Here is a 12,574-nt window from a genome sequence, read left to right on the forward strand (position 1 = left end):
TCTCAAATCCACGACCGACGATCACTCCGCCGGCTGCGGGTGCGCGCCCGTGGGGTGGCCGGCGGAGCCGTCCACCGCGGGAAGGGGCTTCTTCCTGGCGATGTAGCTGTAGACCGTCGGCACCACGAACAGCGTCAGGAAGGTGCCCAGCAGCATGCCGCCGACGATCACCGCGCCGATGGCCTGACGGCTTTCGGCACCGGCCCCGTGGGCGTTGGCGAGCGGGACGGCGCCCAGCACCATGGCGCCCGTGGTCATCAGGATCGGGCGCAGGCGCAGCACGGCGGCCTCCTCCACGGCCTTGCGGATGTCCACCCCCTCGCGCTGGAGTTGGTTGGCGAACTCCACGATCAGGATGCCGTGCTTGGTGATGAGGCCGACGAGCGTCACCAAGCCGATCTGGCTGTAGACGTTCATCGTCCCGCCTGTGAAATGCAGGGCGGCCAGCGCACCGGTCATCGACAGCGGCACCGTCAGCATGATCACGAAGGGGTCGATGAAGCTCTCGAACTGCGCCGCCAGCACCAGATAGATGAAGGCCAGCGCCAGGATGAAGACGAAATACAGGCCGGTCGCCGACTCCCGGAACTCGCGGCTCTGCCCGGCATAGTCGGTCTGCGCGGTGGCCGGCAGCACGCGGTTCGCCGCCTCCTGGAGATAGCCCAGCGCCTCGCCCAGCGAGGTGCCCGGCGCCAGCGTCGCGGTGATGGTGACGGAGCGCAGCTTGTTGAAGTGGTTCAACTCCTTGGGCGCCACCCGCTCCTCGATGTGGACGAGGTTGGCGAGCGAGATCATCGCCCCGGTGCTGGTGGCGACCCCGGCCTCCGCCGCAGCGGTCGGCGTGCCGCGGACATAGATGGAGGCGATGTCGTCCGGGTTGCGGCGATCGACGTCACCGACCTGGACCACCACGTCGTACTGCTTGCCCTCCTTCTTGAAGCGGGTGACCTGCCGCCCGCCGAGCAGGGTTTCCAGCGTGCGGCCCACCGTCTCCACATCGACGCCGAGGTCGGCGGCCTTGTCGCGGTCGATGGTGATGCGCAGTTCCGGCTTGTTCAGCTTCAGGTCGGTGTCGAGGTTGGTCAGGCCGGGGAATTTCCGCGCCTCGGCCATCAGCCCGTCCACCATCTTCTGAAGCTCGTCGTAGGGCAGCGAGCTTTGGATGACGAAATTGATCGGCTTGTCCACCGGGCTCTGGCCCAGCGACGGCGGGTTGGTGACGAAGGCCAGGATGCCGGGGATGCCGAACATCTTGGGGAAGAGCTGGGCGGTGATCGCCTGCTGCTTCACGTCACGCTCGTCCCAGTCGTTCAGGCGGACGAAGGAGATGCCCTGGTTCACCACCGGGAAGCCGACCACGACGAAGAACTTCTCCACCACCGGAATCTGGCGGAACAGCTCCTCCATCCGTTTGGCGTAGCTTTCCGTGTAGTCGAGCGTGGAGCCCTCCGGCGCGATCGCGATGCCTACGATGGTGCCGCGGTCCTCGACCGGCGCCAGCTCCGACTTCAGCCCGGTGAACAGCGTGTAGCTGAGCCCCGCCACCACCGCGCCGACCAGCAGCACCAGCGGACGCGCCTTCAGCGACACGCGAAGCAGCGCGCGGTAGCCGTTGGTCAGCCCGTTCAGCAGCCGCTCGATGGCGTTGTAAAGCACGTTGTGCTTGGTCTGGTGCTTCAGCAGCTTGGAGCACATCATCGGCGACAGGGTCAGGGCGACGAAGCCCGACACGATCACCGCCCCCGCCAGCGTCAGCGCGAATTCGGAGAAGAGGCGGCCGGTGCGGCCGGTCATGAAGCCGATGGGCGCGTAGACCGCGGCCAGCGTGATGGTCATCGCGATGACCGCGAAACCGATCTCCTTCGATCCCTGCAAGGCGGCCTGGAAGGGCGGCACGCCCTCCTCGATGTGGCGGTAGATGTTCTCCAGCATCACGATGGCGTCGTCCACGACGAGGCCGATGGCCAGCACCATGGACAGCAGCGTCAGCGTGTTGACCGAGAAGCCGAAGGCGTACATCAGCGCGAAGCCGCCGATCAGCGACACCGGAATGGTCACCAGCGGCACCAGCGTGGCGCGGAAGCTGCGCAGGAACACGAAGATGACCAGCACGACCAGGACGATGGCCTCGAAGATCGTGCTGAACACCGCGTCGATGGACTTGGCGATGAAGACGGAGCTGTCGTAGCCGACATCCACCCCCATGCCCTCCGGCAGGGCGGCGCGGATCTTCGGCAGCGCCTCGTTCACCGCCTTGGAGACGTCCAGCGGGTTGGCGGTGGACTGCTTGACCACGCCGATGGCGACGGCGCCGCGCCCGTTGAAGCGGGCGCTGACCCGCTCGTCCCGCGCGCCCAGCTCGGCCCGGCCGACGTCCTTCAACCGGACCAGATAGCCGCCGTCGTCGCGCAGGATGATGCGGTCGAACTCCTCCGGTGTGCGCAGGTCGGTCTCGGAAACGACGGTGAACTCCCGCGCCTTGCTCTCGACGCGGCCCGCCGGGATCTCGACGTTCTGCTTGCGCAGCGCGTTCTCCACGTCCTGCGGGGTGACGCGGTAGGCGGCCATGCGCTGCGGGTCGAGCCACAGGCGCATCGCGAAGCGCCGCTCGCCGAAGATGCGCACCTGGGCCACGCCAGGCAGGTTCTGCAAGCGGTCCTTGACGTAGCGGTCGGCGAAGTCCGTCACGTCCAGCGGCGAATGGCGGTCGGAGGAGAAGGCCAGATAGATGATCGGCTGCGCGTCGGCCTCCACCTTCGCGATGACCGGCTCGTCGATCTCGTTGGGAAGCTGGGCGCGCACGCGGCCGACGCGGTCGCGCACGTCGCTGGCCGCCGTGTCCACGTTGCGGTCCAGGCGGAAGCGCAGGGTGATCTGGCTCTTCTCCGCGCGGCTGATCGAGGACATCACGTCGATGCCCTCGATGCCCGACAGCGAGTCCTCCAGAATCTGGGTGACCTGGCTTTCGATGATCTCGGCCGAAGCGCCCTTGTAGGTGGTTTCCACCGTGACGACGGGCTCGTCGATCTTCGGATACTCGCGCACCGACAGGCGCTGGTACGACACGATGCCGATCAGCATGAGCGCGAGGCTCATGACCGTCGCCAGGACGGGCCGGCGGATGGAGATGTCGGAGAGGACCATGGATTAGCTCCCCGCCGGCTTGTTGTTCACAACCACCACCGGCGCGCCATCGCGGATCTTCAGCTGGCCGGCGGTCACCACCACGTCGCCGGGCTGCAGGCCGGCGGTGATCTCCACCTCGGCGTTGCGGCGCTCGCCCAGCGTGACCGTGATCTGCACCGCCTTGCCATCCACCACCTTGAAGACGAATTGCTTGTTGCCGAAGGCGCTGACCGCCTGCTCGGGCACCAGCACGGCGTTCGGATTCTGGTCCAGCGTCAGGGCCACCCGCGCGAACAGGCCGGGGCGCAGCGAGCCGTCGGAGTTGGGGACGCGGGCGCGGATCACCACCGCGCGGCCGTTCACGTCCACCAGCGGGTCGATGGCGTAGACCGTGCCGTCGAAGGTCCGCCCGCCGAAGGAGTCCACGGCGACCTTCAGGGTCTGGCCGGTGCGGACGGTCGGCAGATACAGCTCCGGCACCCGGAAATCGAGCTTCAGGGTGTCGATGGCCTCCAGGTTCACGATGTCCTTGCCCGCCGCCACCACGTCGCCCACCGAAACCTTGCGCAGGCCCAACACGCCGTCGAAAGGGGCGGTCAGGGTCAGCTTCTCCAGCTGCGCCCTGGCCAGTTGCACCGCCGCCTCGTCGGACTGGAGCTTGGCGAGCGCCTGCTCGCGGTTGCGGGCGGGGCCGGTGCGCTGGCGGTACAGTTCCTCGGCGCGGCTCAGCTCCGCGCGGGAGAAGGCGATGCTCGCCTGCGCCTGAGCGAGCGTGGCGCGGGCGATGGAATCGTCCAGCCGGATCAGCACCGCCCCCTTCTTCACCGCCTGCCCTTCCTGGAAGGCGATCTCGGAGACCTTGCCCGCAACCTCGGGCCGGATGACCACCGATTCGCTGGACAGCAGCGAACCGACCGCGGTGACCTGACGCGACACGGTGCCGATCTTGACCGGCAAGGCTTCGACCGGCGTCGGCGGCGGGCCGCCCGCCGGCGGAGTACCGGACGACGCGCCGCCGGGAGACGGAACCTTGCCGGCGAGCAGCGTGTTGAGGGTTCCGCCCTGCTTGACGAAGTACCAGTAGGCGCCGCCGCCGAGAGCGACCAGGACCAGAAGGGCGACGATGCGAAGCGTGTGGCGCATGGATACGGAACCCGCACAGGCCCGCCGGCCCGCCGGACGGGCGCGCGGGGCGTTTCGTGTCAACCGGGCCGCTGTGAAGGGCGGGCGGTAAACTGAACTATATCGTTCAGTTCAGTTCCGGAGTCGAGACGGTTGCAATGGTTCAGGCGCTGGGGGGCGGCGGTTCGGGTTGCACAACCCGGCCCTTCTCCATCTCCAGCCGCGCCCCATCGGGAAGAATAACCGTCAGATCAGCGGGTTGACCGGGGCCGACCGCATTGCAGCCGCCCCGTGGACGAACCGGCCCGCCATCGAGGCACAGGCCGGGCGCGCAACAGGGCGCCTCGCCCGCCGGTAGAACTGCACGAATCCGATCGCCTTCAATGCGAAGATCGGCCAGCAAGGCGCCGTCCGCGCCGGGTGGAGGGGTGCCCTCGCCAAGGTCCGGGGATTCGATGCGCGCGCGCTTCAGCCAGAACTTCCCGGACGCCAGCAATCGCGCGAGCAGGCAGGAGGAGGTGGACGCGCTCATTCCCCGATCCGATGCTGTGGCGGCAAGACTGTCGTTCGGCCGATGGCTCAGCCTGTCACGGAAGCGTAAAGGAAGTTTTGCACCGGTTGGACTCTTGAAGACATCCGAAAAATCGGCGATGTGACAATCCTTGGTCCTCAGACTGCCGTGTCCCAAGGGGTGCCCGATGCTGATCGCCCAGATGTCCGACCTGCATGTGACGGCCCCCGGCACCGCCCCGACGACCGCGTACGACACGAACGCCCGGCTCGCCGCCGCGGTGGCCCATCTGAACGCGCTGGTGCCGCGCCCCGACCTCGTCCTGATCACCGGGGATCTCGTCAACGGGCCGAAGCCCGGCGAGTACGAGGCGCTGTCCGACCTGCTGGCACCGCTCGCCATTCCTTTCCGCGTGCTGGCGGGCAACCACGACGACCGCGACCGGTTGCGTCGGACCTTCGCCGGCACCGGTTGGATGCCCATGGAGGGTCCCTTCATCCACTACGTGGTGGAGGAATTTCCGGTCCGCATCCTGATGCTCGATTCGGTGATCCCCGGCATGGCGGTGGGCGGCCTGTGCGTCGACCGGCTGTCCTGGCTGGCGGAGCGTCTGGCCGAGCAGCCGGAGCGTCCGACCCTGCTGGCGCTGCACCACCCGCCCTTCGACACCGGGCTGGCCTTCCTGGACACGCTGCGCTGCCTGGAGGGCGCGGAGGAGTTGGGACGGCTGGTGCGGAGCCGTCCGAACGTCCGCGCCGTGCTCAGCGGCCACACCCACCGCCAGACCGCGGTCGCCTGGAACGGGGCGCATGGCTATGTCGCCCCATCGGTGGCCTACCAGATCGCCTTGGATCTGGCGCCGGAACCGCCCTACCGCTGGACGGACGAGCCGTCCGCGCTCGCCCTCCACCGGTTCGGTCCGGATGGCACGGTGGTCACGCATCTGAGCGTGATCGGCGACTACCCCGGCAGGGAGTTTTCCCGCAAGGCCAGGAACTCCTGAAAATTGGCACAGCGTCCGGCGGCCCGCGCGGTCATGTAGGCGGCGTTCAGGGCGCGCTTGGCGTCCAGGGCGGCGGCGAAGCGGTGGCGCAGCGCGGCGTCGGCGATTCGCAACCCGTCGCCGTCCAAGCGGTCGAGAACATGGCGGTAGCAGAGGTCCGCCCGCGAACCGCTGTCGGCGGAGCAGGTGATCGATCCCTCCCGCTGCCGGTATTCGTACAGCGGCTCCAGCACCAGCGGCAGACGACCCACCCGATCAAGGACCTGGACGTTGAAGACCACGTCGTCGCAGAAGTCGACACCCTCCTCCCAGCCGGGGACGAGGTCCCGCCGGACCACGAAGAACATCGGCACGGAAGTTTCCAAGAAGGCCGCGGCGTCCAGCGTCGTGGTCCCGGCACCCGGCGGGAACAGGGTGGAGAGCGGCGAGCCGTCGCCGTCGCGCACAACCGCCACATTGTCCGCCGCCGCCCCCTGCGCCACCGCCAGCGGGACCAAGCGCGCCAACCGGTCAGGCTCGAACCGGTCGTCGGCGTCCAGCGGAGCGATCAGCGGCATGCCGGCGCACCACAGCCCGGCGTTGCGCGCCGCCGGAGCGCCGGACCCGACGCGGCCGGTTCCGGTGAAGGTCAGGCGCGAATCGACGATGCCGGCGGCCTCCAGAAGGGCGCGGTAATCGACGCCATCGTCGCTGACCACCACCGCTTCCCAATCGCGAAAGCTCTGCGCCAGAAGGCTTGCCACGGCGCGGGCGATGGTGCCTTGCGCCCGGAAGGCCGGTATGATGACCGAGACGCCGATCCCGCTGCCGCCATCCATGCACCGCCCTCCGATTGTGCAAGGGGCAGTGTGCGTCCCTTGGCACGGGTCCGCAAGAGCCGGCCCACGCCCCGGCAGCCAACCTGAGCGTGACTATGACGGCGCCGGGGTGGGATTTGGCGTCGCGGCCCGTTGAACAAGGAACCGATACGGGCTATGTGGAGAAACGAGTGGCGTGGTTCGGTCCCCATCCGACATCCCAGGCCCCCGCAAGCCAAAGCCCCCCGGTAGACACGCCGACCTCAGGGAGTTCAAAAACGATGGCGCAAGACGGATACACCCGCTTCGACGACGAGCCCGAGCAGGAGCCGGACGAGAAGTCGAAGGAAAGCGCCCCGCCGCCGTTCGCTGCCGTGCAGTCGAACCTGTTCAAGGCGCGCACGGTGCTGATCTTCGGGCAGATCGACATGAAGCTGGCACAGGCCGTTTCGGCCCAGTTGCTGGCGCTGGCCCACGAGAGCAACGACGACATCACGGTCGTGGTGAACTCCCCCGGCGGCCACGTCGAGGCGGGCGACACCATTCACGACATGATCCGCTTCGTGAAGCCGCGCGTGAAGATGCTGGGCACCGGCTGGGTCGCCAGCGCCGGCTGCCACATCTTCCTGGCCGCGAAGAAGGAAGACCGCTACTGCCTGCCGAACACGCGCTTCCTGATCCACCAGCCGCTGGGCGGCACCGGTGGCCGGGCGACGGACATCGCCATCGAGGCGAAGGAAATCATCCGCATGCGTGAGCGCCTGAACCGCATCATCGCGCGCGAAACCGGCCAGTCGGTGGAGAAGGTTTCCAAGGACACCGACCGGAACTATTGGATGCTGGCCGACGAGGCCCGCGAATACGGCATCGTCAGCCACATCATCGAGACCTTCGACGAGCTGAAATAAGCCAACGAGTTGAAGCAGGCGGACCGCCGGAACGCGCAAAGCCCCTCTCCAGCGAGAGGGGCTTTTTTTATGGCCGTGGCTTGACGTGCGCGATCAAGCCGAACGGATCAACCGCTTACACAACGATGTTCAGATTCTGCCCACGTGTGGCCGTGACGTTGCCACCGGCCGAGGAGCTGTCCGAACCGCCCTGAAGCAGTGTGGCGATCGCTTGGTCCTGTTGCTGCGCGGTCTGGTTCAGCGTCTTCACGCCGAAATCCATCTGCCCCTGCGCTTGCCGCAAACCGATCGCAGCGCCCAGGGTGGAGGATGAAACATCGAGAGCCATCGGAGGATGCCTTCACAAGGAACAGCCGGCAGGTGGGTCTGCTTTCCGCCGGTCAGATGACCACGTTGACGGAGCCGGGTCCCGACGATGGGGTGGCAACCGCTTGAGTCGTCATCGGAGTCGATGCTACCACCGGCGGCGTGGGGGCGGAAGTCCCCTGTGACACGCTGGATCGGCCCGCACCGGTCCCGACGTGGCCCGACGCCCACCGGTGCACGGGCGCCCCGGTTTGGGAGCTTGCGCTCTGCCCGGAGCCATTCTGCTGGCCCTGTCCGTCCGAACCGCCGACCAGCAATTCCAGCGACGCCTTGCCGCCCTTCCGGTCCTTCTGCGCTTCGCGGTATTGCCGCAACGCCGCCTCGGTCGGAATCTGATCGAGGGTCGCCCCGTCCTCCGGGCTGCGGAACAGCAGCACCAGCCGCGACGCGTCGGCGTCGTAGCGGTACGCGGTCTTCGTGTAGCGTCCGGAAAGGGGTTCGGACTGGTCGGTGACGGGGTCCTTCGCGGGCGGAGTCCCGGTGTCGGCCCCGGTTTCAACAGCGTCGCTGTTGCGGGCCGTCATGAAGGCCAACGGCCTTGCAGCCGTTGCGGTGGCGATGGCCACGTTCATGACATTACACCGATGATTGGACAATCCAGATCATATATTGCAGCTGCACTCGTGCATTGTAAAGGGTTCGTTCACCTTTTTTCCGGCTATGCCAAAGGACGAAACCCCATAGGCTGTTTCCGGCACCAAAGCTTCGCATTCCAGGACCATTGGAGCCGTCGCCCACCCTTCTCACAGCCGTGACGCTTGCGGAGGGGCGTCGGGGCGCTTAAGCCTGTATGCATGGCTACGATCGCTGAAGCGCTGACGCTCGCCCTGGACCACCATCTGGCCGGCCGGCTGGCCGAGGCCCAACAGCTCTACCACCGCATCCTGGATGTGGACCCGGATCAGCCGGACGCGCTGCATTTCCTTGGGGTCCTGGCCGGGCAGGTGGGGGAGCAGGCCCTTGGCCTGCAACTCATCGCCCGCGCCATCGCCCAGCGGCCCGAGGCGGCGGACATCCACGCCAACAGCGGCAACATCCGCCGCTCCTCCGGACAACCGGAGGCGGCGGTGGAGGATTACCGGCGCGCCGTCGCCCTCCAGCCCGATTTCGCGGAAGCCTGGACCGACATGGCAAACGCCCTGCGTGCCCTGGGCCGCTCCGCCGGGGCCGTCACCGCGCTGGAGCGCGCCGTCGCCTCCGCCCCCACCCTCACCGTCGCGGTGGAACGCTTGGGCGCGCTGCGGCACGAGGAAGGCCGCCTGCTGGTGGAGCAGGGGCGCGGCACCGAATCCCTTCGCCCGCTCGCCCGTGCCGCCGAACTGCTGCCGCTGGACGCCGACGTCGCCTTTCTCTACGGCAACGCGCTGTTCGCGATGGGACTGCGGGAAGACTCCACCCTCGCCTACCGCAACGCCCTGGCCATCACGCCGGATTTTCCGTCCGCCGCCTTCAATCTGGGGGTCGCGTTCGGGGTCGTGGATCGGTTGGAGGACTCCGCCCGCGCGCTGGAACGGGCCGCCCGTCTGGACCCTCGCCATCTCGACGCCATCGACCGGTTGGTCGTCGCCCTCGCCCTTCTCGGTCGGGAGGACGAGGCCGCCACTTGGGGCGAACGCGCGCTGGACTTGAAGGACCGGACGGCCATGGCCACGGCGCCCGCCCTTCCCCCGCTGTCCGCCCGGCCACGCGGCGCGGAGCGGCGGCGGTGCAACGTCATCGCCTTCAGCCTGTGGAGCGGCCAACCCGCCGGCACCCACGACCCGGCGGAGATTCTGCGGCAAACCGTGGCTCTGTATACCGGATGGACCTGCCGGGTTTATCACGACGGCAGTCCTACCGCCGACCGGTTGGCCGAACTGGCCGCGGCGGGGGCGGACCTCGTGGCGGCGGCCTCCGACGCGCCGACCGGCGGCCCCTATTGGCGTCTGGCCGCCGCCGACGACCCTACGGTGGCACGGTTCCTCTGCCGGGATTGGGACGCCCTGCCCTCCGCCGAGGGGAAGGCCGCCGTCGATGCCTGGGTCGCCTCGGGCCTGCCCTTCCACGTCCTGCGCGACGGGGTGCTGCACACCGAGGTGATGTCGGGCGGTCACTGGGGCGGTGTCGCCGGGCTGCTGCCCGATCTGCTGCCGCTGGCCGAGCGCCACGCCGCCGCCGAGGCGGACCGGGCGCAGGATCACCGGTTCCTGCGCCGCATCGTCTGGCCGATGATTCGCGACCGCGCCCTGATTCATGACCGCACCCACCCCCGGCACGGCCTGCCCTTCCCCATCGTGTAAGCGGCTACAGCACCTGCTTCGGCAGGGACAGCAGCTCCTTGCGGATCTGACCCATGCTGGGGCGGTTGTCGGGGCCGAAGGCGATGGGGCGGCACAGATGCATGGCGGTCAGCCCGACCCGCGCGGTCAGCAGCCCGTTGATCACCCCCTGCCCCATGCGGGTGGAAATGGCCGCGGCGATGGAGCCGCCCAGCGCCTCGACGGCGACGTGGTGGGCGCTTTCCGCCACCCCGGCGACGGCGAGGTTGGCGAGCATCCGCCGCAACAGCCGCAGCGACCCGACATAGCCGGGCCGCGCGCCATAGAGCGCCGCAATCTCCCGCACCAGCTTCAGGTTCCGCCACAGCACCACGGCAAGGTCGACGATCGCCGCCGGGCTGAGCGCCGTCGCCACCGCCGTGTCGCGCGACGCGCGCAGGACGGTCTGGTAGGCGCGGCGGTCCAGCGGCACCATCACCTCGCGGTCGAGCAGGCGCAGAATCTCCGCGTCGTCGTGGGCATCGGTCACATGGTCGCGCACCCGCTCCAGCGAGGGCGCCAGATCGGCGCGGCCCTCATAGAGGCGAGTCAGCGAACCGGCGAAACGCTCGGCGTGGCCCGGTTCCCCGGCTTGCGTCACGATCTCCGTGGACAGGCGACCGGCCTCGCCCCGCAACTCCTCGATCTTGCGCAGGCGGCGCAGCGCGCGCAGCTCGCGCAGCAGCATCGCCAGCGCCGCCCCACCGGCCACTGTCACGGCAGCGGCCACCAGCACGCCCAGCGCGGCGCTGGTGGCGAAGGCGCGGTTGAACAGGTCCCAGGTGTCGAAGCTCAGCGCGATCAGCACCAGCGCGGCGACCGAGCCGGCCAGCCAGCGGCCGAGCCGGCTTCTCGGGCAGTCCTCCGCCAGCAGCGCGGGCAGGCGCTCCGCCGCCGAACCCGCCAGGGGGCCGGCGATGATCGCCTCCTCCTCCGCCGCGGGGACGGCGGCGGCGCGGGTGGGGTCCAGCTCCATCGGCGGGACCCAGTGGCGGTCGCGGGTGCGCTCGCTCATTCCAGATAATCCCCCAGCAGGAACTGCATGGCCTGATCCAGCCGGATGTGCGGCAGGCCGCGCGCCTCGCGGGCGAGGTCGGCGGGCGGCAGGAAGGACATGAAGTTGTAGGGCCGCTCCTGCCCCGGCGGAAAGTCGGCGTCCTCCGGAATCTCGCCAGGGAACAGCACGGTCGGGCGGTCGCGCCCGATGGGCACGCCGCGCACGCAGCGCAACTGCCGCCCCTCATGCTCGGTCACCACCGTTTCGGTCGATTTCAGGGCGGCGATGGCCATCGTCTCCACCTGCGCCCCTTCGAAGCGGATGCCGGCGCGGGCGTCGGACACCAGACGGTCCAGCAGATGGCGCAGGCTGTTGTGCTGGTGCGAGGCGACATGATCGGCCTTGGTCGCGGCGAACAGCACGCGGTCGATCCTCCGCCCCAGCAGCCAGTCCAGCCAACTGCTGGGGCCGTGGCGGAACGGCTCCAGGCTCAGTTCCAGCGCCCGCTTCATGTCCGCCATGCCCGCCGGGCCGGAGTTCAGCGCCCCCAGCACGTCGATCAGGACGATCTGCCGGTCGAGCCGGGCGAAATGGTCGGCGAAGAAGCGGCGGACGACGTTGGTCTTGTACGCCTCGTAGCGGTCCTCCATCAGCGCCCACAGGCTGCCGCGCGCGCGCGGTCTTTCGCCCGGCAGCGGGCAGAAGGTCAGCAGCGGTGCGTTCGCCATGTCGCCCGGCTCGACGAAGCGCCCCGGCTGGATCAGGCTCAGCAGATTGTCGGAGCGGCGGCAGGCGTGCAGGTAATCGGTGAACAGCGCCGCGCCGCGCCGCGCCTGCTCCTCCTCCGCCGGAGCCGCCGTGTCGAGGGTGGCGAGCCAGCCGCGCCAGGACACCGACAGCTCGTCGCGCGGCGCCCGCCCGGCCAGTTCCAGGGTGAGCGCGCTCCATTCCGCAAAAGACTGGTGCAGAAGCGGCAGGTCGAGCAGCCACTCGCCGGGATAGTCGACGATGTCCAGATTCAGCGTGGCGACCGGCTGCACCGTGCGCTTCAGCACGGCGTTCGGGCGGTAGCGCATGGACAGGCGGAGTTGGCTGATGCCCCGCGTCTCGGTCGGCCAATGGGGCGCCGGGCCGGTCAGTTCGGCCAGCCTCTGCTCCACCTCGAAACGGGGGACCTGGGCGTCGGGCTGGGGCCGCAGGCGCGACGCCTGGAAGCGCCCGGACGACACGACGTCCAGGAAAGGAAGCCGCCCGGCCTTCAGCAGATTGTCGACCAGCGAGGTGACGAAGACGGTCTTGCCGGCCCTCCGCAACCCGGTGACGCCGAGACGGACGTCCTGCTCCAGGATGCCGCCGGAAACGAGATCGCCGGCCCGCCCCAACAGGCGCGAGCCGGCGTCGTACAGGTCGTTGAAAATGGGCACACGCACGGTCAGCCGGTCCGTGT

At 68.9% G+C, this 12,574-nt stretch carries 11 protein-coding genes; 3 read left to right on the forward strand and 8 right to left on the reverse strand.

What is annotated here, in order from left to right:
• Positions 1 to 21: 21 nt before the first annotated feature.
• The 3 genes from JJL56_RS03935 to JJL56_RS03945 all read right to left on the reverse strand — a co-directional run bounded on the left by JJL56_RS03935 (position 22) and on the right by JJL56_RS03945 (position 4,780).
• Positions 22 to 3,144, reverse strand: coding sequence for an efflux RND transporter permease subunit (locus JJL56_RS03935; RefSeq protein WP_200484231.1), 3,123 nt, complete (start codon positions 3,142 to 3,144; stop codon positions 22 to 24).
• 3 nt (positions 3,145 to 3,147) lie between these two features.
• Positions 3,148 to 4,269: an efflux RND transporter periplasmic adaptor subunit gene (locus JJL56_RS03940; RefSeq protein WP_200484232.1), complete on the reverse strand. Its 1,122-nt coding sequence runs from the start codon at positions 4,267 to 4,269 to the stop codon at positions 3,148 to 3,150.
• Positions 4,270 to 4,411: 142 nt separating this feature from the next.
• Positions 4,412 to 4,780, reverse strand: a complete 369-nt coding sequence (locus JJL56_RS03945; protein ID WP_200484233.1) for a hypothetical protein — start codon at positions 4,778 to 4,780, stop codon at positions 4,412 to 4,414.
• A 166-nt stretch (positions 4,781 to 4,946) separates the two neighbouring features.
• On the opposite strand from JJL56_RS03945, the gene JJL56_RS03950 reads away from it, so the two are divergent.
• Positions 4,947 to 5,762, forward strand: a complete 816-nt coding sequence (locus tag JJL56_RS03950) for a phosphodiesterase (RefSeq protein ID WP_200484234.1) — start codon at positions 4,947 to 4,949, stop codon at positions 5,760 to 5,762.
• Here the strand turns inward: JJL56_RS03950 and JJL56_RS03955 are convergent.
• Positions 5,720 to 6,580 carry a glycosyltransferase family 2 protein gene (locus JJL56_RS03955; protein ID WP_200484235.1) on the reverse strand — a complete coding sequence of 287 codons (861 nt, stop codon included), beginning with the start codon at positions 6,578 to 6,580 and terminating at the stop codon, positions 5,720 to 5,722. The genes JJL56_RS03950 and JJL56_RS03955 overlap by 43 nt on opposite strands.
• A 260-nt stretch (positions 6,581 to 6,840) precedes the next feature.
• On the opposite strand from JJL56_RS03955, the gene JJL56_RS03960 reads away from it, so the two are divergent.
• Positions 6,841 to 7,467 (forward strand): ATP-dependent Clp protease proteolytic subunit, encoded by a 627-nt coding sequence (locus JJL56_RS03960; protein WP_145623492.1) that lies wholly within the window; start codon positions 6,841 to 6,843, stop codon positions 7,465 to 7,467.
• 115 nt (positions 7,468 to 7,582) lie between these two features.
• On the opposite strand, the gene JJL56_RS03965 is transcribed toward JJL56_RS03960, so the two are convergent.
• Positions 7,583 to 7,795: a hypothetical protein gene (locus JJL56_RS03965; RefSeq protein ID WP_186452807.1), complete on the reverse strand. Its 213-nt coding sequence runs from the start codon at positions 7,793 to 7,795 to the stop codon at positions 7,583 to 7,585.
• 52 nt (positions 7,796 to 7,847) lie between these two features.
• The gene (locus tag JJL56_RS03970; RefSeq protein ID WP_200484236.1) at positions 7,848 to 8,405 is read right to left on the reverse strand and encodes a hypothetical protein; all 558 of its coding nucleotides are present in this window, start codon (positions 8,403 to 8,405) and stop codon (positions 7,848 to 7,850) included.
• A 222-nt stretch (positions 8,406 to 8,627) separates the two neighbouring features.
• Here JJL56_RS03970 and JJL56_RS03975 point away from each other — a divergent pair, with 222 nt between their 5' ends.
• Positions 8,628 to 10,112: a tetratricopeptide repeat protein gene (locus tag JJL56_RS03975; protein WP_200484237.1), complete on the forward strand. Its 1,485-nt coding sequence runs from the start codon at positions 8,628 to 8,630 to the stop codon at positions 10,110 to 10,112.
• Positions 10,113 to 10,116: 4 nt separating this feature from the next.
• On the opposite strand, the gene JJL56_RS03980 is transcribed toward JJL56_RS03975, so the two are convergent.
• Positions 10,117 to 11,145: a YcjF family protein gene (locus tag JJL56_RS03980; protein WP_200484238.1), complete on the reverse strand. Its 1,029-nt coding sequence runs from the start codon at positions 11,143 to 11,145 to the stop codon at positions 10,117 to 10,119.
• Positions 11,142 to 12,557: a YcjX family GTP-binding protein gene (locus JJL56_RS03985; RefSeq protein ID WP_145623488.1), complete on the reverse strand. Its 1,416-nt coding sequence runs from the start codon at positions 12,555 to 12,557 to the stop codon at positions 11,142 to 11,144. The genes JJL56_RS03980 and JJL56_RS03985 overlap by 4 nt, the downstream gene beginning before the upstream one ends.
• Positions 12,558 to 12,574 lie beyond the last annotated feature (17 nt).

It is taken from the genome of Azospirillum aestuarii (genome assembly GCF_016632405.1).
GTDB classification, from domain to species: Bacteria; Pseudomonadota; Alphaproteobacteria; order Azospirillales; family Azospirillaceae; genus Azospirillum; species Azospirillum aestuarii.

What these genes read in the sequence shown, in the direction of transcription:
- JJL56_RS03940 (WP_200484232.1), bottom strand. Translation starts at nt 4,269, where the DNA reads ATGCGCCACACGCTTCGCATCGTCGCCCTTCTGGTCCTGGTCGCTCTC.
- JJL56_RS03980 (WP_200484238.1), bottom strand. Translation starts at nt 11,145, where the DNA reads ATGAGCGAGCGCACCCGCGACCGCCACTGGGTCCCGCCGATGGAGCTG.
- JJL56_RS03945 (WP_200484233.1), bottom strand. Translation starts at nt 4,780, where the DNA reads ATGAGCGCGTCCACCTCCTCCTGCCTGCTCGCGCGATTGCTGGCGTCC.
- JJL56_RS03935 (WP_200484231.1), bottom strand. Translation starts at nt 3,144, where the DNA reads ATGGTCCTCTCCGACATCTCCATCCGCCGGCCCGTCCTGGCGACGGTC.
- JJL56_RS03965 (WP_186452807.1), bottom strand. Translation starts at nt 7,795, where the DNA reads ATGGCTCTCGATGTTTCATCCTCCACCCTGGGCGCTGCGATCGGTTTG.
- JJL56_RS03975 (WP_200484237.1), top strand. Translation starts at nt 8,628, where the DNA reads ATGGCTACGATCGCTGAAGCGCTGACGCTCGCCCTGGACCACCATCTG.
- JJL56_RS03970 (WP_200484236.1), bottom strand. Translation starts at nt 8,405, where the DNA reads ATGAACGTGGCCATCGCCACCGCAACGGCTGCAAGGCCGTTGGCCTTC.
- JJL56_RS03960 (WP_145623492.1), top strand. Translation starts at nt 6,841, where the DNA reads ATGGCGCAAGACGGATACACCCGCTTCGACGACGAGCCCGAGCAGGAG.
- JJL56_RS03950 (WP_200484234.1), top strand. Translation starts at nt 4,947, where the DNA reads ATGCTGATCGCCCAGATGTCCGACCTGCATGTGACGGCCCCCGGCACC.
- JJL56_RS03955 (WP_200484235.1), bottom strand. Translation starts at nt 6,580, where the DNA reads ATGGATGGCGGCAGCGGGATCGGCGTCTCGGTCATCATACCGGCCTTC.